At 75.0% G+C, this 20,621-nt stretch carries 16 protein-coding genes; 10 read left to right on the top strand and 6 right to left on the bottom strand.

What is annotated here, in order from left to right; translation table 11 throughout:
* The first annotated feature begins 43 nt into the window (after window positions 1-43).
* The 3 genes from EBO35_RS14350 to EBO35_RS14340 all read left to right on the top strand — a co-directional run bounded on the left by EBO35_RS14350 (window position 44) and on the right by EBO35_RS14340 (window position 4,223).
* The gene (locus EBO35_RS14350; protein ID WP_122818310.1) at window positions 44-790 is read left to right on the top strand and encodes an SDR family oxidoreductase; all 747 of its coding nucleotides are present in this window, start codon (window positions 44-46) and stop codon (window positions 788-790) included.
* A gap of 146 nt (window positions 791-936) precedes the next feature.
* Window positions 937-2,676 carry a M14 family zinc carboxypeptidase gene (locus EBO35_RS14345; RefSeq protein WP_122818309.1) on the top strand — a complete coding sequence of 580 codons (1,740 nt, stop codon included), beginning with the start codon at window positions 937-939 and terminating at the stop codon, window positions 2,674-2,676.
* Complete coding sequence (locus tag EBO35_RS14340; RefSeq protein ID WP_122818308.1) at window positions 2,646-4,223, top strand: Ig-like domain repeat protein; 1,578 nt, start codon at window positions 2,646-2,648, stop codon at window positions 4,221-4,223. Before EBO35_RS14345 ends, EBO35_RS14340 begins: the two co-directional genes overlap by 31 nt.
* 69 nt (window positions 4,224-4,292) lie before the next feature.
* Here the strand turns inward: EBO35_RS14340 and EBO35_RS14335 are convergent, their stop codons facing one another.
* The gene (locus EBO35_RS14335) at window positions 4,293-4,937 is read right to left on the bottom strand and encodes a response regulator (RefSeq protein ID WP_122818307.1); all 645 of its coding nucleotides are present in this window, start codon (window positions 4,935-4,937) and stop codon (window positions 4,293-4,295) included.
* Window positions 4,934-5,947, bottom strand: coding sequence for a sensor histidine kinase (locus tag EBO35_RS14330; protein WP_241153708.1), 1,014 nt, complete (start codon window positions 5,945-5,947; stop codon window positions 4,934-4,936). The genes EBO35_RS14335 and EBO35_RS14330 overlap by 4 nt, the downstream gene beginning before the upstream one ends.
* Before the next feature lie 140 nt (window positions 5,948-6,087).
* Here EBO35_RS14330 and EBO35_RS14325 point away from each other — a divergent pair, with 140 nt between their 5' ends.
* The 4 genes from EBO35_RS14325 (at window position 6,088) to bar (ending at window position 10,365) form a co-directional block, all read left to right on the top strand.
* Window positions 6,088-6,639: a hypothetical protein gene (locus EBO35_RS14325; RefSeq protein ID WP_122818305.1), complete on the top strand. Its 552-nt coding sequence runs from the start codon at window positions 6,088-6,090 to the stop codon at window positions 6,637-6,639.
* The gene (locus EBO35_RS14320) at window positions 6,626-8,158 is read left to right on the top strand and encodes a potassium/proton antiporter (protein WP_122818304.1); all 1,533 of its coding nucleotides are present in this window, start codon (window positions 6,626-6,628) and stop codon (window positions 8,156-8,158) included. Before EBO35_RS14325 ends, EBO35_RS14320 begins: the two co-directional genes overlap by 14 nt.
* A 130-nt stretch (window positions 8,159-8,288) precedes the next feature.
* Complete coding sequence (locus tag EBO35_RS14315) at window positions 8,289-9,224, top strand: carbamate kinase (protein WP_122818303.1); 936 nt, start codon at window positions 8,289-8,291, stop codon at window positions 9,222-9,224.
* Between the two features lie 46 nt (window positions 9,225-9,270).
* The gene (gene bar / locus EBO35_RS14310; RefSeq protein WP_122818302.1) at window positions 9,271-10,365 is read left to right on the top strand and encodes a barbiturase; all 1,095 of its coding nucleotides are present in this window, start codon (window positions 9,271-9,273) and stop codon (window positions 10,363-10,365) included.
* Window positions 10,366-10,464: 99 nt separating this feature from the next.
* Here bar and EBO35_RS14305 read toward each other — a convergent pair whose 3' ends face one another.
* The 3 genes from EBO35_RS14305 to EBO35_RS14295 all read right to left on the bottom strand — a co-directional run bounded on the left by EBO35_RS14305 (window position 10,465) and on the right by EBO35_RS14295 (window position 12,650).
* Window positions 10,465-10,761: a hypothetical protein gene (locus EBO35_RS14305; RefSeq protein ID WP_122818301.1), complete on the bottom strand. Its 297-nt coding sequence runs from the start codon at window positions 10,759-10,761 to the stop codon at window positions 10,465-10,467.
* Window positions 10,762-10,789: 28 nt separating this feature from the next.
* Window positions 10,790-11,383, bottom strand: a complete 594-nt coding sequence (locus tag EBO35_RS14300) for a DJ-1/PfpI family protein (RefSeq protein WP_241153707.1) — start codon at window positions 11,381-11,383, stop codon at window positions 10,790-10,792.
* Between the two features lie 79 nt (window positions 11,384-11,462).
* Window positions 11,463-12,650, bottom strand: a complete 1,188-nt coding sequence (locus EBO35_RS14295; protein WP_122818300.1) for a CaiB/BaiF CoA transferase family protein — start codon at window positions 12,648-12,650, stop codon at window positions 11,463-11,465.
* Between the two features lie 83 nt (window positions 12,651-12,733).
* Here EBO35_RS14295 and EBO35_RS14290 point away from each other — a divergent pair, with 83 nt between their 5' ends.
* The 3 genes from EBO35_RS14290 to EBO35_RS20235 all read left to right on the top strand — a co-directional run bounded on the left by EBO35_RS14290 (window position 12,734) and on the right by EBO35_RS20235 (window position 19,399).
* Window positions 12,734-15,955 (top strand): ATP-dependent helicase, encoded by a 3,222-nt coding sequence (locus EBO35_RS14290; protein ID WP_122818299.1) that lies wholly within the window; start codon window positions 12,734-12,736, stop codon window positions 15,953-15,955.
* The gene (locus EBO35_RS14285) at window positions 15,952-19,179 is read left to right on the top strand and encodes an ATP-dependent DNA helicase (RefSeq protein ID WP_241153706.1); all 3,228 of its coding nucleotides are present in this window, start codon (window positions 15,952-15,954) and stop codon (window positions 19,177-19,179) included. Before EBO35_RS14290 ends, EBO35_RS14285 begins: the two co-directional genes overlap by 4 nt.
* An 85-nt stretch (window positions 19,180-19,264) precedes the next feature.
* Window positions 19,265-19,399 carry a hypothetical protein gene (locus EBO35_RS20235; protein WP_263457636.1) on the top strand — a complete coding sequence of 45 codons (135 nt, stop codon included), beginning with the start codon at window positions 19,265-19,267 and terminating at the stop codon, window positions 19,397-19,399.
* 87 nt (window positions 19,400-19,486) lie between these two features.
* Here EBO35_RS20235 and EBO35_RS14280 read toward each other — a convergent pair whose 3' ends face one another.
* A complete protein-coding gene (locus EBO35_RS14280) occupies window positions 19,487-20,575 on the bottom strand; it encodes an FAD-dependent oxidoreductase (protein WP_122818298.1) in 1,089 nt (362 codons plus the stop codon).
* Between the last annotated feature and the right edge of the window lie 46 nt (window positions 20,576-20,621).

Raw genomic sequence — 20,621 nt, 5'->3', positions numbered from 1 at the left:
GCAGCTGGGGGCGGATCCACGCCCTCCTCGGCACAATGGCCCCATGACCCGGCCCCTCACCCTGATCACCGGCGGCACCCGCGGCATCGGTGCCGCGACGGCGCTGCGCCTGGCCGCGGACGGCCACGACCTGGTGCTCGGCTTCCGCGAGGACGTGGAGGCCGCCGAGGAGTGCCGGCTGGCCGTCGAGGACGAGGGCGCCCGGTGCACGCTGGTGCGCGCCGACGTCACCGAGACCGCCGGGATCGACCGGCTCTTCGCGCGCGCCGCCGAGCTGGGCCGGCTGACCGGGGTCGTCAGCAACGCCGGCGCGACCCTGCACCTCGCGCCGCTGGTGGAGACGCCGGTGGCGCGGATCCGCGAGTCCGTCGAGCTGAACCTCACCTCCGCGCTCCTGGTGGCGCGGGCCGCGGTCCGCGCGCTCGGGACGTCGTACGGCGGCCAGGGCGGGGTCCTGGTCAACCTCAGCTCGGTCGCGGCCAGCCTCGGTGCACCGGGGGAGTACGTGCCGTACGCCGCGGCCAAGGCCGGCGTCGAGGCGCTGACGGTGGGGCTCGCCCAGGAGGTCGCCGACCAGGGCATCCGGGTGGTGGCCGTGGCCCCGGGCGTGGTTCGGACCCGGATCCACGCGGACGCCGGCGACGCCGGCCGGGCCGAGCGCATCGGCGCGGGGGTGCCGCTGGGGCGGGCGGGGGAGCCGCACGAGGTCGCCGACGCGATCGCCTGGCTGCTCAGCGACCAGGCGTCCTACGTCACCGGCACCACGGTGCGGGTCAGCGGCGGCCGCTGACCCGATTCGTGCTCGGGGGCCGAGAAGTTGCCTGACAGGTCTGTTCCGGACGGCTGCGGCGTGTGATCGTTCGACTGACGGCGGCGCGGCTGTTCTCTCTCTCGTGGGCGTTGCCGGCATCCCCGCACCCAGAGAAAGAGCGTTCCGTGACCAAATCCCGTGCGCTGGTCGGCCTGACCAGCTTCGCGCTCGCCGCCTCCGTGGCCGCCGGTCTCGCACCGGCGACCGCCCGCGAGCCGTCTCCTCCCACGGCGGCGAAGGCCGCCGAGCCGACCGGATCCGGTGAGGGCCGCGGCCCGGCCACCGCGAACCGGGTCGACCCGCTCGACAAGGCCGAGGTCGCCCGGGCGGCCGCCGCCGCCCCGGTGGCCGGCACGCCGCTGACGATGCCGACGTCCTACCCCTTCCAGCCGCAGCTGCGGCTCTACCGCGACAACCCCGACGACGCCGCGCACACCGCGGGGCTGCTGGGCCACCCCGACCTGGCTCCGAAGCTGATGGAGCTGATGCGCACCAGCGACCGGATCTCGGTCCAGGTCGTCGGGCAGTCCACCGAGGGGCGCGACCTCTACCTGGTCACGCTCACCGCTCCGGAGCGGACCGAGGACACCGCCCAGCAGACGGCGTGGCGGGCGAAGATCAAGACCGACCCCACCGCCGCGGCCGCCGACCAGGCCCTGCTGGCCCAGTACAAGACGCCGATCTGGATCAGCAACAACATCCACGGCAACGAGTGGGAGGGCACCGACGGCGCGATGCGCTACCTGGAGTACCTCGCCACCGCACCGCTCTCCGAGGTCGGCGGCATCCTGCGCAACAACCGGGTGTACTTCTCCCCGGCGCTCAACCCGGACGGGCGCACCAACGCGACCCGCGCCACCGCGCTCGGCCTGGACCCGAACCGCGACATGATCACGAACTCGACGCCGGAGACCCGGTCGTTCATCCGCACCGCGCAGGCGATCCAGCCGATCTACGCCGCCGACTTCCACGGCTACACCGACGTGCTGCAGCTCGAGCCCTGCGGCCCGCCGCACGGCTCGAACTACGAGTACGACCTCTACATCCCGCACAACTACGCGCTCTCGCTGGCGGTGGAGGAGAAGGTCGTCGCCGCGGCGATCCCGGGCAACACCTACTACAACGTCGAGACCGGCGAGGTGGTCCCGCAGAACACCGGCCCGGAGACCGCGCACGTCAAGATCCCCTACCGCGACACCCCGGACGGCTGGGACGACTTCCCGCCGATCTTCACCGCCCAGTACGCCGCGTTCTACGGCGCCGCGAGCGCGACCGTCGAGCTCCCGCTGACCCGGGGCGCGGCGGACGGCACCCGGCAGACCCCGGAGCGGGCCACCGTCAACGTGGCGGTCGCCCAGGAGACCATGGAGGGCATCGTCGAGTACCTCGACGACCCGGCCAACGCCCGCGAGATGCTGCTCAACCAGATCGAGACCTTCCGGCGCGGGGTGGCCGGCGAGCCGAAGGCCACGCTGACGACGGAGGACGTCGCGGACGTTCCCGGTCCCGAGCAGTGGAAGGCGCTGTGGGACGTCGTGGACGACCAGGAGCCGGTGACGCTGCCGCGCGCCTACGTCATCCCGCGCGGCTCCGGGCAGCGCTCGACGAGCGACGCCTCCCGGCTGGTGCGCCAGCTGCTGCTGCACGACATCGAGGTCGGCACCCTCGACGCGCCCGTGACCGTGGGCGGCACGACGTACCCGGCGGGCTCGTGGGTGGTCGACATGCACCAGCCCCTGCGCGGCCTGGCGAACTCGCTGCTCGACCTCGGGGACGACATCTCCGCCAAGCTGCCGTCGATGTACGACATCTCCGCGTGGAGCTGGTCCTACCTGTGGGGGCGACTGTCGACAAGGTCGGCCTGACCACCGACGCGCCGCTGGGTGCGGTCACCCCGATCCAGGCGCCGGCGTCGAACGCGGCGGTGCCGGACCGGGCCACGCACCTGCGCCTGGAGCTCGCCGGGATCGCCGACTTCCAGGCCCTCAACGCGCTCCTCGAGGACGGCGTCGCGGTGTCGATGCTGGCCGACGGCGGTGCGGTCGTCGAGCCGGACGGGTACGACGAGGCGGCGGCCGCCGCGCAGGAGTTCGACGTCACGTTCGCGCCCGCCGACCGCGGGGACCTCGACGCGCTCGACGACGCGGACACCCGGGGCCTGCAGGACCTGCGGATCGCCTACGTCGGCAACCAGGACGACCGGCTCTCGCTCACCGAGCTCGGGTTCGACGACCTGGTCCAGGTCACGGCCGCCTCGCTCGAGGCGACCCCGGCGCAGCTCGACGGCGCCGACGCGCTGTGGATCGGCGGCGGGTTCGACCCGGCTGCCGGCTCGGCGGCCCGGACCCGGGTCCAGGCGTTCGTCGACGCGGGAGGCGCCATCGTCGGTCGCACCGCCGCTGCCTTCAACGCGGCCCGGTCCTTCGGGCTGCTCAGCGGCACCGCGGTGACCGGCAACCGGTCGGGCAACGGCATCGTCGACGTCGACACCCCGGCCGGCTCGCTGCTCGCCGGGCACCCCCAGGAGGCGTCGTTCATCTACCCGGCGTCCTGGTTCACCGGGCTCGGCGCGGGCGTCAAGGTCGAGCAGACCTACGGCGCCGACCCGCTGCTGGCGGGCCACTGGCGGCAGTCGCCGGACGGCGCGACCGGCCCGGTGCTGGACGGTCCGGCCAGCGCCGCCGGCCAGGCCTCGGTGGTCTCCGCCGAGGCGGCCTCGGGCGCCCGCACCGTGGTCTTCGGCACCTCGGTGTTCTTCCGCAACCACCCCAAGGGTGCGATGAGCCAGGCCGCGACCGCGCTGTTCTGGGCGGCCCCGGCCGGGGAGCGGGTGCTGGCACCGGGTGACACCACCGTCACCGTCGCTCCGGTCAAGAAGGTGACCTACCCCGGGACGGCCACCGTCCGGGTGAGCGCCGCCGGCACGGCCGGTCCGGTCGACGGCCGGGTCGGCCTGCTGGTCGGCGGCAAGGTCGTCGCCACCGGCACGACCTCCGGCGGCTCGGCGTCGCTGTCGCTGTCGGGTCTCACCCCCGGCACCACGTCGGTGGTCGCCCGGTTCACGCCGGCGGACCCGGCGTACGACGGCTCCACCAGCGCGCCGGCGCCGGTCACCGTGGCGAAGGCGCCGTCCACCACGCGGCTGAAGGTCAAGCGCCTCGGCAAGGCGGGCGGCCGGCACCGGGTCGCGGCGACTGTCACCTTCACGGTTCCCCGGCTGCCCGACGTCGGCACGGTCGTGCTGACCGACCGGGGCAAGGTCGTCCGGGCCGTGCGGCTGACCGCTGGCGACCGCGGCCGCCGGACGGTGACGCTGCGGGTCGGTCCCGGCAAGCACGTCCTGAAGGCGACCTTCACGGGCACCCGCCTGGTCCGGGGCAGCGCGGCGCGGAAGGTCCTCACTCTGCGCTGAGCAGCACCGGCGGTCCGAGGGGCCGGCACTCCCTGACGGGGGTGCCGGCCCTTCGGCGCGGCTGCCGGCTCACGGCTCGAGCAGCCCGGCCCGGATCGCGTAGCGGGTCAGCTGGGTCCGGTCCCGCATGCCGAGCTTGGCCAGGATGTTCTCCCGGTGCCGCTCGACGGTGCGCACGCTGATCACCAGCTGCTGGGCGATCTCCTTCGACGACAGGCCCTCGGCGATCAGCTTCAGCACCTGGTCCTCGCGGCCGGTGAGCACGGTCTCGGGCACCCGCTCGCCGCGGCGCAGCCGGTCCAGGTAGTCGCGGGCCAGCGCCCCCATCGCACCGGGGTAGACGAAGGCCTCGCCGCGCATCGCGGCTCGGACCGCCGAGACCAGGTCCTCGTCGGCCACCGACTTCAGCACGTAGCCGCTGGCGCCCACCTTGAGGGACTCGAAGAAGTACTGCTCGTTGTCGTGCATCGAGAGCATCAGCAGCCGCGGCCGGTCGCGGCGCCGGGAGATCTCCCGGGCCGCCTGGAGGCCGGTCATCAGCGGCATCGCGATGTCGAGCACGACCAGGTCCACCTCGACCTCGCGCAGCAGCCGGACCGCCTCCGCGCCGTCGCCGGCCTCCGCGACGACCTCGAGGTCGGGCTCCTGCTCGAGGATCAGGCGTACGCCGCGGCGCACCAGCGCGTGGTCGTCGGCCAGCAGGATCCGGATCACCGGGTCTGCTCCGGGATCTGCTGGGGGCTCTGCTGCGGGGTCTCCTCCAGCGGCAGCGCGAGCCGGACCGTCGTGCCGTGCCCGGCGCCGCCCTCGACGCCCAGCCGCCCGCCGACCAGCAGCGCCCGCTCGCGCATCCCGAGCACGCCCGAGCCGGGCACGATCGCGGCGGTGCTGCGGCCGTCGTCGCGGACCTCCAGCACCACCTCGGGGCCGAGCCGGGAGAGTGACACCTCGACCTCGGTCGCCTGGGCGTGCCGGGCCGCGTTGGTCAGCGCCTCCTGGGCGACCCGGTAGACGACCAGCTCCCGGTCCGCGCCGAGCGGCGGCAGCCCGGGCGCGATGGTGCGTCGCACGCGGGCGCCGCCGTGCACCGCGAACTCCGAGCACAGCGCGGCCAGCGCGCTGGCCAGGCCGAGGTCCTCCAGGACCCCCGGCCGCAGCTCGCGCGCCACCCGGCGCACGTCGTCGAGGGCCGCGCGGGTGCTGTCGCGGACCAGCCGCAGCTCGGCGTCCAGCTCGGCGGGTGCCCGGGCGTGCACCTGCTTGAGGCCGAGCAGCACCACTGTCAGGCCCTGCCCGACCTGGTCGTGCAGCTCCTGGGCGATCCGGTGCCGCTCGGCCTCCTGGGCGGCCAGCGCCCGGGCGTTGCTGGTGCTGCGCTCCGACTCGAGCCGGTCCAGCATCGCGTTGTAGCTGTGCACCAGCCGGCCGCCCGGGCCGTCGCCGTGCTCGGTCAGCCGGCCGCCCGGCTGCGTCAGCTCCACGGTCCCCATCTCCCGGACCACCCGGTCCACGGGGCCGAGGCTGCGGCGCAGCAGCAGCGCGTTGGTCAGCAGCATGACGCCGAGCCCGACCACCAGGACCAGGGCCTCGGAGAGCACCACCTGCTCGGAGACGCTCGCGGGGGAGAGCACCAGCGCGAGTGTGCCGGCGACGAACACCGCGCCGTTGATCAGGCACACCTGCCAGTACAGCGGGAGCCGGCCGAGCCGGGAGAGGACGCGCACCCGGCCAGGGTCCCCGACCGGCCGTGCGGAGTCACGCCCGACCCGGGGTCCACGCCGGAGATGGGTGCTGGCCCCCATTCCGTGCGGGCTCCCGGTCACGAAGAATCGAGGTGTCGGTCGGGACGGGACGAGGAGGAGCTGTGGACGCGCAACCGGGTGCTGCGGTCTGGGCGGTCCTCGGGGTCCCCCTGCTGGTGCTGCTCGCCGGCGCCGTGGCCCGCCCGGTGCTTCCCGGGGAGCTGGTGCACGTGGTGCGCCGCGACGTCGTACGCCGCTCGGGGCACCGCGGCGTCACGCTCCGGGTGCCGCTGCTGGACCGGTTCGTCGTCGTGGACGCGGCGCCGACCCAGCTGCTGACCTCGGTGCGCGCGAGGACCGGCGACGGCCACGAGGTGCTGGTGCTGCTGGAGGCGACCTGGCAGCCGGTGGCGTGCCCGCCCGGTACGCCGTACCTGCCGCCGGCGAGCGCCGTGGACGACGCGCTCGCCGCCGCCGTGCGCGACAGCGCCGCCTGGCTGGGCGTCGAGGAGCTGCCGGACGGGTTGGGCGTCCACCTGGACGCGCTGGCCGCGGCGGTCCGGGTCCCGGGCGTCGTGCTGCTCGACGTGGAGCTGGTGGAGGTCGACGTGCTGCTGCGGCCGGCGTCCGCTCCGGGCGTCCGGACCGCCGCGGGGACTGATGGATCCGGCTGACCTCAACGCGGTCGTGCTCCTGGGCGCGGCCGTGCTGCTCGCCGCGGTCGCCGCGGTGCGGATCTCGACCCGGGCCGGCCTGCCCAGCCTGCTGGTCTACCTCGCGATCGGGCTCGCGCTGGGGGAGTCGGGGCTGGGGCTGCAGTTCGAGGACGCCGAGCTCACCCAGGTGCTCGGCAACGTCGCGCTCGCGATGATCCTCGCGGAGGGCGGCTTCACGACCCAGTGGTCGGCGATCCGGCCGGTCGCCCCGCTCGCCGGCGTGCTCGCGACGCTCGGCGTCTTCGTGAGCGTCGCGGTCACCAGCGGGCTGGTCCTGCTCCTGCTCGACGTGGACCTGCGCACCGCGATCGTGCTGGGCGCCGTGGCGTCCTCCACCGACGCGGCGGCGGTGTTCTCGGTGCTGCGCCAGCTCCCGGTCCGCGGCCGGCTGCGGGCGGTCGTCGAGGCGGAGTCCGGCTTCAACGACCCGCCGGTGATCATCCTGGTCACGGTCGTCACCTCGGACGCCTGGAACAGCTCCGGCGCGCTCGGCATCGCCGGCCAGATCGGCTACCAGCTCCTCGCCGGCGTGGCGCTCGGGTTCGCGGTCGCCCGCTGCGGCGTCTGGCTGCTGGCCCGCAGCGCGCTGCCCGCCTCCGGCCTCTATCCGCTGGCGACCCTGGCGATCGCGTTCCTGGCCTTCGCGGTCTCCGGCATCGCCGGCGGCAGCCCGATCATGGCCATCTACGTCGCCGGGCTGGTGCTGGGCAACTCCCGGCTGCCGCACCGTGCGGCCACCGACAGCTTCGTGGAGGGGCTGGCCTGGCTCGCCCAGATCGGGCTGTTCATCCTGCTCGGGCTGCTCGCCAGCCCCGACCGCCTCCTCGACGCGCTGCCCACCGCTCTGATCGTCGGCGGGGCGCTCACGCTCGTCGCGCGGCCGCTGTCGGTGCTGCTGTGCGCGACCCCGTTCGGGGTGCCCTGGCGCGACCAGGCGTTCATCAGCTGGGCCGGGCTGCGCGGTGCCGTGCCGATCGTGCTGGCCACGATCCCGATGAGCGTCGGGCTGCCGGGGGCGGAGCGGGTCTTCGACGTGGTCTTCCTGCTGGTGGTGCTGTTCACGCTGGTGCAGGGCCCCACGCTGCCCTGGGTGGCGCGCCGTACCGGGGCTGCGCTCGCGGTAGGCGCCCGGGACGTCACGATCGACTCCGCGCCGCTGGAGGACCTCGACGCCACGCTGCTCCAGCTCAGCGTGCCGCCGGACTCGCGGATCGCCGGGGTGGAGGTCGCCGAGCTGCGCCTGCCCGAGGGCACGGCGGTGGCGCTCGCGCTGCGCGAGGGACGGCTCTTCGTGCCCGCCGACACCACGGTCCTGCGCGCCGGTGACCACCTGCTGATCGCCGCGCCCCGCGACGCCCGTCCCGAGATCGAGGAGCGGCTGCGCCGGGTCAGCCGCGACGGCCGCCTGGCCGGGTGGTACTCCCGGCTGCCCCCGCGGGTCCGCCCGCTCACCGCCACCGGCGGCCCCCGCCCGTGATCCGGGGTGCCGAGCGGCCGCCCCGTCGCAGCGCCCGCACGGCGCTTGGCAACACCTGCCAGCACCTCGGGGAGTCTCTGGCCGGTGTTGCCCTGCTCCCGACGTGCCCCGGCTCACTAGGTTCGACTCCATGAGGGTCCTGATCGCGCTCGGCGGAAACGCCATGACCAATGCCGAGGGTCGCGCGCGACCCGACGACCAGATCGCAGCGGTCGCGACCGCTGCCGAGGCGGTGGCCGACCTCGTCGTGTCCGGCGTGGAGGTGGTCCTCACCCACGGCAACGGGCCCCAGGTCGGCAACCTGCTGGTGAAGAACGAGATCGCCGCCTCCGTGGTGCCGCCGGTCCCGCTGGACTGGTGCGGCGCCCAGACCCAGGGCACGGTCGGCTACGTGCTGATGAACGCCCTGGACGGGGCGCTGGCCGCCCGCGGGTCCGAACGGCGTACCGCCACCGTGGTGACCCGCACCCGCGTCGCCGCCGACGACCCCGGCTTCGTCCGCCCGACCAAGCCGATCGGCCGCTACCTGTCGGCCGAGGAGGCCGCGGTGCTCGTCTCCCACGGCGAGACCTGGGAGGACCGCGGCGAGAAGGGCTGGCGCCGGATGGTCGCCTCGCCCGAGCCGCTGGAGATCGTCGACGCCCCGGCCGCGACGGCCCTGGTCGACGCCGGGTACGTCGTGGTCGCCGCGGGCGGCGGCGGGATCCCGGTCGTGGCCGACGCCGACGGCCGGCTCAGCGGCGTCGAGGCAGTCATCGACAAGGACCTCGGAGCCGCGATCCTGGCCCGTGGCCTGGGCGCGGACGTGCTGGTCGTCGCCACCGACGTCACCCATGCAGTGCTCCGCTTCGGCCAGCCCGACGCCGAGGAGCTCGGCACTCTGACCGTCTCCGAGCTGCGCGGCCACGCCGCCGAGGGCCACTTCGCCAGCGGCTCGATGGGGCCGAAGGTCGACGCCGCCTGCCGCTTCGTCGAGCAGACCGGCGGCCGGGCCGTCATCACCAGCCTGGAGAACATCACCGCCGCGCTCGAGCAGGGCGCCGGCACCGTCGTCGTCCCCGACTGACCCCCCGTACTGTCCGACCAGTCCGACCGATCAACCGAGGAGAAACATGCCCAGCGCCATCGAAGTTCGCAAGGTCCCGATCCACTCCGTCGCCGACGCCTCCGAGCTCGCCAAGCTCCTGGACGAGGGCGTCATGGAGGCTTCGCGGGTGATCGCGATCATCGGCAAGACCGAGGGCAACGGTGGTGTGAACGACTACACCCGGATCATCGCCGACCGCGCCTTCCGCGAGGTGCTGGTCGAGAAGGGCGCCGACCCCGAGGCTGTCAAGCAGGTCCCGATCGTGTGGTCCGGCGGCACCGACGGCGTGATCAGCCCCCACGCCACGGTCTTCGCGACCGTCGACGCCGAGCCCACCGACGACCAGCGGCTCACGGTCGGCTTCGCGATGAGCGAGCAGCTGCTCCCCGAGGAGATCGGCCGCACGCCGATGATCTCCAAGGTCGCCGACGCCGTGAAGGTCGCGATGGAGCGGGCCGGGATCACCGACCCGGCCGACGTGCACTACGTCCAGACCAAGACCCCGCTGCTGACGATCGACACGATCCGCGACGCCAAGCGGCGCGGCAAGGACGTGTGGACCGAGCACACCCACGAGTCGATGGACCTCTCCAACGGCGTCACCGCGCTCGGCATCGCCGTGGCGCTGGGCGAGATCGAGATGCCCTCCGACGAGGACGTCATGCACAACCGCGAGCTCTACTCGGCCGTCGCATCCTGCTCCTCGGGCGTGGAGCTGGACCGGGCGCAGGTCGTCGTCGTGGGCAACGCCCGCGGCGTGGGCGGCCGCTACCGGGTCGGGCACTCGGTGATGACCGACGCCCTCGACCAGGACGGCATCTGGAACGCGATCAAGGACGCCGGCCTCGAGCTCCCCGAGCGCCCGCACCACACCGACCTCGACGGCAAGCTCGTCAACGTCTTCCTCAAGTGCGAGGCCTCGCAGGACGGCACCGTCCGGGGTCGCCGCAACGCGATGCTCGACGACTCCGACGTGCACTGGCACCGCCAGATCAAGTCCTGCGTCGGTGGCGTGACCGCCGCCGTCACCGGCGACCCGGCGGTCTTCGTCTCGGTCTCCGCGGCGCACCAGGGCCCCGAGGGTGGCGGCCCGGTCGCCGCGATCGTCGACCTGGGCTGATCGACCAGATCCCGCAGAACCCGCCACCCGGCGTGGCCGCCCCGGCGGCCACCCCGGGTGGCGTTCTGCTGTCCGGCCCAGGTCTCGGGGCCGCCGGTCTCAGGGGCGCGGGTTGACCCGTCGCCAGGGCCGTTCGTCGCGGCGCGCGCCCATCCCGGCGGCGCACCGGGGGCAGACCTCCTGGACCCGGTCGGCGTCGCGGCCGGTGGCCGGCTGCACGTCGGCCCACTGGATGTGGGGGAACCGCATCAGGCCGGCCCGGCTGAGCGGGATCCCGCACAGTGTCTGGTTGGTCCCGCGCAGCCAGGCGTGCACGCTCCCGGCGGGGGAGCGGTAGCCGTCCGGGTCGGTCCAGCGGCTGGAGGCGGCGACGGCGGCGTCCCGGGGCGGCTTCACGCCGAGCCGGTAACCACTCCGGCTCCGATCAGGAGCGCCAGCCCCACTCCATCTCGGCGACCACGTCGTCGTGGACCCGGGGCCCGGCGAGCTCGCGGACGACCCGCAGGGACAGGTCGATGCCGGCCGAGATGCCGCCGGAGGTCCACAGCCGGTCCGCGCTGCGCACGAACCGGGGTCCGCGCTCGACCTGCACGGTCGGGTCCAGGCCGGCCAGCTCGGCGTACGCCGTGTGGTGGGTGGTGGCGCGCCGCCCGTGCAGCAGCCCGGCCGAGGCCAGCAGCAGTGCGCCGGTGCAGACCGAGACCAGCACCTCGACCTCGGCCGCCCGGTCGCGCAGCCAGGCCAGCAGCCGGTCGTCGGACTGGAGCCGGCGCACGCCGGCGCCCCCGGGGACCACCAGCAGGTCGGTGGCCGGGCAGTCGTCCAGGCCGTGGTCGGGCAGCACCCGGAAGCCGCCCCGGCCGGTCGCGACCTCACCGGTGAGCCCCACCGAGAGCACCGAGAACGCGCCCGGGTCGCTGACCTCGCCGGCCACGTTGAAGACCTCGTAGGGCCCGGCGTAGTCGAGGACCTCCATGTCGTCGAAGGCCAGGATCGCCACGGTGCGGGTGCTCGTCACGGCGCCAGTCTGACGGTCCGGACCTCCGCTGGCGAGGCCCATTCCCCCAGGTGGACGCGGCCCCGCCCGGCCCGCGGGCTCAGGAGTCCAGCCACTCCCGGATCGCGGCGCCGTGCTGGTCCAGGGTCGGCGGCGCGGTGTGCGTCGGCCGCCCGCCCGAGAACGGGTTGTCGTCGAAGCGGATCGGGGAGCCGGGCAGCTCGAGCTCGCCCTGGGTGGCGTGGTCGACCGTGAGCAGCAGGCCCTGGGAGCGGGTCTGGTCCCAGGCGTAGACGTCGTCGAGGGTGCGGACCTTGCCCGACGGGATGCCGGCGTCGGCGAGCAGCGCGAGCCAGTGCTCCGCCGGCTGGGCCGCGAAGAGGCCCTCCAGCACCGCGATCAGCTCGTCGCGGTTGGCGACGCGCAGCGGGTTCGTGGCGAACTGCGGGGCGTCGGCGTCCAGCTCGAGGGCCCGGCACAGCGCCTTCCACAGGCCCTCGGAGCCACAGGCGATCTGGATCGGGGCGCTCGCGGTGGCGAACATGCCGTACGGCGCGATCGAGGGGTGGTGGTCGCCGGCCAGGCCGGGGACCTCCTTCGCGACGGTCCAGCGGGTCCCCTGGAAGGCGTGGACGCCGACCATGCCGGCCAGCAGCGAGGTGCGGACCACCCGGCCGCGGCCGGTGCGCTCGCGCTCGTGGAGGGCGGCGACGACGCCGTACGCGCCGTTCATGCCGGCGAGCAGGTCCGCGATCGGGACCCCGACCTTGGTGGGGGCGCTGGTCCCGGTCAGCGACATCAGGCCGCCCTCGCCCTGGGCGATCTGGTCGTAGCCGGCGCGGGTGGCCTCGGGGCCGTCGTGGCCGAAGCCGGTGATCGAGAGCACGATCAGTCGCGGGTTGAGCTCGTGCAGCCGCTCCACGGAGAAGCCGAGCCGGTCCAGCACCCCCACCCGGAAGTTCTCCATGAGCACGTCGGCGCGCTCGACGAGGCGGGTGAGCACGTCCTTGTCCTCGGGCGACTTGAGGTCCAGGACGATGGACTCCTTGTTGCGGTTGGCCGCCATGAAGTACGTCGACTCGCGCTCGTGCTCCTCGCCGACGAACGGCGGGCCCCACGACCGGGTGTCGTCGCCGGTGGGGGACTCGACCTTGATCACCCGGGCCCCGAGGTCGCCCAGCATCATCGCGGCGTGCGGGCCGGCGAGAGCTCGGGTGAGGTCGAGGACGATCAGGTCCGAGAGGGGACCGGTGGGGGCATCGGCTGCAGCGTGGGTTTCCGGGGCCATGCCCGCAACCCTCCCATCCCGCCCGAACGCCCGGAACGGCAAGTCTCGACAGGACTGTCGGCCCCGGATGATCGAATGAGGTCATGACCGCGCCGACGTCCTACCGCCTCGTGCGCCGGCGCGCCGACCTCGACGTGCCGGTCCTCGACGAGCACCAGCAGCGCGTCGTCGACCACCCCGGGGGCCCGCTGCTCGTGCTCGCCGGCCCCGGCACCGGCAAGACCACGACGCTGGTCGAGGCGATCGTCGAGCGCATCGAGACCCGCGGCGCCCGCCCCGACGAGGTGCTCGCGCTGACGTTCTCCCGCAAGGCCGCCGAGCAGCTGCGCGACCGGGTCACCGCCCGGCTGGGCCGCACCATGGCCTCCACCCTGAGCTCGACCTTCCACTCCTTCGCCTACGGGCTGGTGCGCCGCTTCGCGCCCGCCGAGCTGTACGCCGCGCCGCTGCGGCTGCTGACGGCCCCCGAGCAGGACGTCGTGCTGACCGAGCTGCTCGGCGACCACCCCGAGGCGGTCCGCTGGCCCGACGGGCTGCGGGCCGCCGTCGGCACCCGCGGCTTCGCCAAGGAGGTGCACGCGGTGCTCTCCCGGGCCCGCGAGCGCGGCCTCGACCCCGCCGACCTCGCCGAGCTCGGCCGGCGCGAGCGGGTGCCCGAGCTCGAGGCGGCCGGCGCCTTCATGGCTCAGTACCTCGACGTCCTGGGCGACCAGAGCGCGATCGACTACCCCGACCTGATCGCGCGCGCGGTCATCGAGGCCCAGGTGCACCGCGACGAGCTGCGCGCCCAGTTCTCCCACGTCTTCGTCGACGAGTACCAGGACACCGACCCCAGCCAGGTCGCGCTGCTGCAGGCGCTGGCCGGCGACGGGCGCAACCTGGTAGCAGTGGGCGACCCGGACCAGTCGATCTACGGGTTCCGCGGCGCCGACGTGCGCGGCATCCTCGACTTCCCCCGCGAGTTCGCGCTGCCCGGCGGCGCGCCGGCGCCGGTGGTCGCGCTGGCCACGACCCGGCGCTTCGGGTCCCGGCTGCTGCGTGCCTCCCGCTCGATCGCGGCCGGGATCGCGGTGAGCGGGGCCATCCCCGCCGAGCAGTACGCCGCCTTCCGCAACCCCGCCCCGGTGGCCCACGCGCTGGGGCCCGGCACCGTCGACGTGCTCACCTTCGACACCGCTCGCGCGGAGACCGAGCACGTCGCGGACCTGCTGCGCCGCGCGCACCTCGAGGACGGCATCCCCTGGTCGGACATGGCGGTGCTGGTCCGCTCCGGGCGCACCGAGATCCCGGGGCTGCGTCGCTCGCTGGTCGCGGCCGGGGTCCCGGTCGAGGTCGCCAGTGACGAGACGCCGCTGGTGCGGGAGCCGGCCGTGCTGCCGCTGCTCGCCGCGCTCGGGGTGGTCGTCGACGCCGACGTCGAGGACCCGGCGTCCCCCGACCACGTCGGCGCCGACCGCGCACAGGGGCTGCTCACCTCCCAGCTCGGCGCGCTCGACGCCACCGACGTGCGGGCGCTGACCCGGGCCCTGCGCGAGCGCTTCCCCGACGTCGCGCCCCGCGACCTCGTGCGGCGTGCCGTGCTGGATCCGCAGACGCTGGCCGGCCTGCCCGGCGACGCCGCGCGCCGGGCCCGACGGGTGGCCGCCACGATCGCCCGGGCCCGCGCCGAGCTGAGCGAGGGCGCCACCGTGGAGGAGGTGCTCTGGACGCTGTGGGAGGGCTCGGACTGGGGGCGCCGGCTGCGCCATGCCACGTCCTCCGGCGGCCACGGCGCGCGGCTGGCCCACCGCGACCTGGACGCGATCTGCGCGCTCTTCGAGACCGCGGCCCGCGCCGAGGAGCAGCGCGGCCACACCAGCGTCCGGGAGTTCGTCGCGACGCTGAGCGCCCAGGAGATCCCGGCGGACACCCTCGCCGACCGCGGCGTGCGCGGCGACGCCGTCCGTCTGCTCACCGCGCACCGGTCCAAGGGCCTGGAGTGGCGGCTGGTGGTCGTGGCCCGGGTCCAGGAGGGCGCCTGGCCCGACCTGCGCCGGCGCGACTCCCTGCTCCAGGCCGACCGGATCGGCCGCGACGAGCTGCTGCCGCCGCTGACCCGCGGCACCATGCTGGCCGAGGAGCGGCGGCTCTTCTACGTCGCCGCGACCCGTGCCCGCCAGCGCCTGGTGGTCACCGCGGTGGCCTCCAGCGACGACGAGGGCGAGCAGCCGTCCCGGTTCCTCTCCGAGCTCGGTCGCGACCCCGAGCACCGGGTCGGCCGGCCGCGCCGGCCGCTGTCGGTGGCCGGGCTGGTCGCCGAGCTGCGGCGTACCCTCGCCGACCCCGAGCAGCCCGAGCCGCTGCGCCGGGCCGCCGCCCGCCGGCTGCGCCGGCTCGCCGAGGCCGAGGTGCACGGCCGGCCGGTGGCGCCGGCGGCCGACCCCGCCAGCTGGTGGGGCCTGCGGGCGCCGAGCCGCGCGGACCGGCCGGTGCGCCCGACGGAGGAGCCGCTGACGATCTCGGCCAGCACCCTCGAGGGCTTGCTGACCTGCCCGGCCCAGTGGTTCCTGTCCCGCGAGGCCGGCGGCGAGGTCGTCAGCTCGGCCAGCCAGGGCTTCGGCAAGGTCGTGCACGCGATCGCCGAGCGGATCGCGGTCGGGGAGCTGCCCTCCCCGGTCGACGTCGACGCCGACCTGATGCCGCTGGTCGACGAGGTCTGGGACCGCATGGAGTTCCGCACCCCCTGGTCGCGGATGCGCGAGCGCGCCGCGGTCCGCGACGCGCTGGCACGCTTCGTGGCCTGGCACCAGCGGCCCGGCGCCCGCACGGTCCTGGCCACCGAGCCCCGGATGCAGGCCGAGGTCACGCTGCCCGACGGGCAGCGGGTCCGGCTGCACGGCTACGCCGACCGCCTGGAGCTGGAGGAGGACCCCGAGGCCACCGGACGCGGGCCGCGGGTCGTCGTCGTGGACCTGAAGACCGGCAAGTACCCGCCCACCGGGCCCCAGGTCGAGCGGCACGCCCAGCTGGGGCTCTACCAGCTCGCCGTCGAGCACGGCGCCGCCGACGCCTGGCTGCCCGAGGGCCTCGGACCGGGCGCCCCGGGTGGCGCGGAGCTGGTGCAGCTGCGCCACGGCGTCGACCTGCCCAAGGTGCAGCGTCAGCCTCCGCCGACCGAGGGCGCGGGCTTCGTCGAGGAGCAGCTCGTCCAGGCCGCCGCGGTCCTGCGCGCCGAGGACTTCGTGGCCCGCCCCGGCCCGCAGTGCGACCGCTGCTCCTTCCACGCCCTGTGCCCCGACAAGACCGCCGGGACGGTGCTCTCGTGACGCTGCGCGACATCACCACCCCCGAGCAGCTGCGCGACGTCCTCGGCGCCGACTGGACCTTCAGCGACCAGCAGTTCGCCGCGATCACCGCGCCCCTGGAGCCCGCCGTCGTGATCGCGGGCGCCGGCTCGGGCAAGACCACGGTGATGGCCGCCCGGGTGGTGTGGCTGGTCGCCACCGGCCGGGTCCGCCCCGAGGAGGTCCTCGGCCTGACCTTCACCACCAAGGCGACCGCCGAGCTGCAGTCCCGGATCCGGGAGAACCTCCGCCAGGCGGGCCTGCTGCCCGAGCGCGGCACCCGCCGGGTCGACCCCGCCGACCCGGACGCGGCCGACGAGGTCGAGGAGCCGACCGTCGCGACGTACCACTCCTACGCCTCGGCGCTGCTCTCCGAGCACGGCCTGCGCATCGGCCACGAGCCCGACACCCGGCTGATCGCCGACGCCAGCCGCTACCAGCTCGCCGCGCGGGCGGTGCAGCGCTACACCGCCCCGGTGGCGGCGCTCAGCGACTCCCCGCGCCACGTCGTCCAGTACCTCCTCGCCCTGGACGGCGAGATGAGCGAGCACCTGGTGAGTCCCGCCGAGGTGCGCGCCCACGACGCCGCGCAGCGCCCGCTGTTCGAGGCCGGGATGGCCACCGAGCACCGCAAGACCTACCGGGAGAAGAACGAGAAGGCGATCGCCGCGATCGACCGGCGCGCCGAGCTGCTCGGCCTGGTCGAGGCCTACCGCGCCCTCAAGCGGCGCCACGGCCTGATGGACTTCTCCGACCAGATCGCGCTCGCGGCCCGGCTCGCGCAGGAGTGCCCCGAGGTCGGCGAGGCGGAGCGCGCGAAGTTCAAGGTCGTGCTCCTCGACGAGTACCAGGACACCTCGGTCGCCCAGGCGCTGATGCTCAGCCGGCTCTTCTCCGGACCCGACGCCGAGCACGGCCGGGGCCACCCGGTGACAGCGGTCGGCGACCCCAACCAGGCGATCTACGGCTGGCGCGGCGCCTCGGTGTCCAACATCTTGGAGTTCGGCCAGGACTTCCCCGCCCGCGACGGGGCGACCACGACCTATCCGCTCACGGTCAACCGTCGCTCCGACGCGCGCATCCTCGCCACCGCCAACCACCTCGCCGCGGAGCTGTACGCCGACCGGCCCGAGCTGCTGCCGCTGGAGGCCAAGCCCGGTGCCGACCCGGGGGAGGTGCGGGCCGTCGTGCACGAGACCTGGGACGGCGAGCTGGCCTGGCTGGCCGACCAGGTGATCGCCACCCACGCCGAGCTGACCCGCCGCCGCGAGGGCCCGTGCTGGAAGGAGATCGGCGTCCTGACCCGCGACAACGCCCACGCGGCGGCGGTCTTCGACGCGCTGTCCGCGCGGGAGGTGCCGGTCGAGATCGTGGGCCTCAAGGGGCTGCTCCGACTGCCGGAGGTGGCCGAGGTCGTCGCGACCCTGACCCTGGTCCAGGACGTCACCGCGAACGCCGCGCTGCTGACGCTGCTGGCCGGCCCCCGGTGGGCGATCGGGCCGCGTGACCTGGCCCTGCTCGGGCGCCGGGCCCGGGAGCTCACCGGCGGCGCCGGCGGCCCCCAGGACTTCGCCGACCTGCAGGCCCAGCTGGGTGCGGCCGTCGAGGGCGCGGACCCGACCGAGATCCCCGCGCTGTGCGACGCGCTGGAGGATCCCGGCGAGCTCGACTACTCCGCCCAGGCGCGCGAGCGCTTCACGCTGCTCGCCGACGAACTGCGCCGGCTGCGCTCCTCGATCGGCGAGCCGATCCTCGACCTGGTCCGCCGGATCGTGGAGACCACCGGGATCGACGTCGAGCTGGCCTCCTCGGTGAGCCCCGCGGCCGCGGCCCGGCGCGACAACCTGGACCTGTTCGTCCAGGCCGTGGCGGAGTTCCAGGCCGTCGACGGCCAGGTCACGCTGGCCGCGCTGCTGGCCTGGCTGGAGGCCGAGGACGAGTTCGGCCAGGGGCTCGACGTCGCCACGCCCTCCGAGGCCGACTCCGTCAAGCTGCTCACGGTCCACCGCGCCAAGGGCCTGGAGTGGGACGCGGTCTTCCTGGTCGGCGTGACCGAGCGGAAGTTCCCCACCAACCGGACCCGCTCCAGCTGGCTGACCGTGCCGTTCGTGATGCCGACCGCGCTGCGCGGTGACGCCCGGGACCTGCCGGCGCTGACCGGGCACACCTGCGAGGACATCGTCGCGGTCGGCAAGGCCGCCAAGGCCCACGAGGCCCTCGAGGAGCTCCGGCTCGGCTACGTCGCCTGGACCCGCGCCCGCCATCAGCTGTGGGTCTCGGCGTGGTGCTGGGCGCCGCACCTGAAGACCGGGCTCGGCCCCTCGGCGTACCTCCAGCGCACCCGCGAGGCCATGACCGCCTGGGGTGGCGAGCCGGACCAGTGGCTGGCGATGCCGGAGAAGGGCACGCCGAGCCCGTACGCCGAGCGGCTCACCGACCTGCCCTGGCCGATCTCGCACCGCACCGCCGAGGTCGAGCGGCGGGTCGAGGCGGCGGCTCGGGTCCGCGCGGCCGATCCGGACGCCCCGGACGACCTGGAGGACGTGCTCCTGCTGGACCGGGTCGGCCAGTGGGACGACGAGATCGAGCGGCTGCTCGAGGAGGCCTCCCGGGACCGGTCGCCGGCCCTTGAGGTGCCGCTGCCCTCGAGCCTGTCCGCGACGGCGCTGGCCCGGCTGCGCGACGACCCCGAGGGCTTCGCCCGCGACCTGGCCCGCCCGATGCCCCGCCCGCCCTCGCCCTCGGCCCGGTTCGGCACCCGCTTCCACGCCTGGGTCGAGGCGCGCTTCGGTCAGCAGCTGCTCCTGGACCCCGACGAGCTGCCCGGCCGTGCCGACACCGACATCGCCGACGAGGCCGAGCTCGCCGAGCTGGTGAAGCTCTTCGAGGAGGGGCCGTTCGCCGACCGGGTCCCGCACGCCGTCGAGCCGGCGTTCGCGCTGGTCCTGGGCGGTCAGGTGGTGCGCGGCCGGATCGACGCGGTCTACCGCGACGGCGACGGCTTCCTGCTCGTGGACTGGAAGACCAACCGGCACCAGAGCGCCGACCCGCTGCAGCTGGCGATCTACCGCCAGGCCTGGGCGGAGCTGGAGGGCGTGGACCCGGCCTCGGTGCGGGCGGCGTTCTTCTACGTCCGCACCGGCGACCTGGTCGAGCCCGCTGACCTCCCGGGCCGCGACGAGCTGGAGCGGCTGCTGGCCGGCTGAGGCAGGTCGGCCCCTGGTCGGCCCCTGGTCGGCCCCTGTCCGGCGTGGCACCCCGGCGTACGCCGCCGGGTCCGGGCACGATGGGATGCGGGTCCACCCCACCGGCACGGCGGGGTGGCGTGAACCAACCGAAGGAGAACCCGTGGTCAAGAAGCTGCTCGTTGCCCTCGTCGTCGCCGCCGTCCTCGGCGCCGTGGCCAAGAAGGTCACCGACAAGTGACGCCCCGGTGGTGAGCCGGCCCGTCCACGGCGACGCGGCCGGCTCATCACCCGCTCGGTCTCACCGGGCAGTTGACACCGCCCGGTCTCACCGGGCAGTCGACACCGCCCGGTCGCGCTCCAGCCAGCGGGCGACGCCGCGCGCGGCGAACCGCCCGGCGCGGTTGGCGCCGATCGTGCTCGCGGAGGGCCCGTAGCCCACCAGCTGCACGCGCGGGTCGGCGAGCGCCGTCGTCCCGGCCTCGTCGAGCCGGATCCCGCCGTGCTCGCTGCGCAGGTGCAGCGGGGCGAGGTGGGAGACCGCCGGCCGGAACCCGGTCGCCCAGACGATCGCGTCCACGGCCTCGAACGACCCGTCCGCCCACCGCACGCCGTCCTCCTCGACCGCTGCGAACATCGGCCGCCGCCGGTAGGCGCCCAGCCGCTCCGCGGCCAGCTCCTGGGGACGGAGGACGAGGCCGGTCACCCCGACCACGCTGCCGGGCGGCAGCCCGCGGCGCACCCGGTCCTCGACCTGGGCCACCGCCGCCCGGCCGTCCTCCGGGCCGAGACCTCCGGTGCGCCACACCGGCGGCCGGCGGGTCACCCACAGGGTGTCGGTCACCAGCGCCAGCTCGCCGAGGAGCTGGACCGCCGACGCCCCGCCGCCGACCACGAGCGTCCGCCGCCCGCGGAAGTGCTCGGTGCCCGGATAGGCCCGGGCGTGCACCTGCACGCCCCGGAACGTCTCGATGCCGGGGTAGTGCGGAACGAACGGCTGGGTCCAGGTCCCGGTGGCGTTGACCAGGGTCCGGGTCCGCCAGGTCCGGGCCCCGGCGTGCACCGCGAGCAGTCCGTCGGTCTGCGAGGTCACCCGGTCCACCGGCACCGGCCGCAGCACCGGCAAGCCGTGCTGGCGCTCGTACGCCGCGAAGTACGCCGGCACCGCGGCGTTGGCGCGCTCGCCGGACTCGGGCAGGGCGGGGGCGTCCGGCAGCGCGGCGATCCCGTGCACGTCGTGCATGGTCAGGGAGTCCCAGCGGTGCTGCCAGGCGCCCCCGGGGGCGTCGTCGGCGTCCAGGACGACGTGGTCGATCCCGCGGCGCAGCAGGTGGTAGGACGCGGAGAGCCCGGCCTGGCCGGCGCCGATCACCACGGCGTCCAGCACCGGCCCCGTCACCGTGTCATCGGTCTCCATATCGGTCCCAACACCGCGGCCCGGCCGCTGCTTCCGGCTCCCCGGG

Origin of the sequence: Nocardioides pantholopis (assembly GCF_003710085.1) — a bacterium.
Classification (GTDB): Bacteria; Actinomycetota; Actinomycetes; order Propionibacteriales; family Nocardioidaceae; genus Nocardioides; species Nocardioides pantholopis.
The sequence above is the reverse complement of the archived record's forward strand: the minus strand, read 5'-3'. Positions and strand labels throughout refer to the sequence as shown.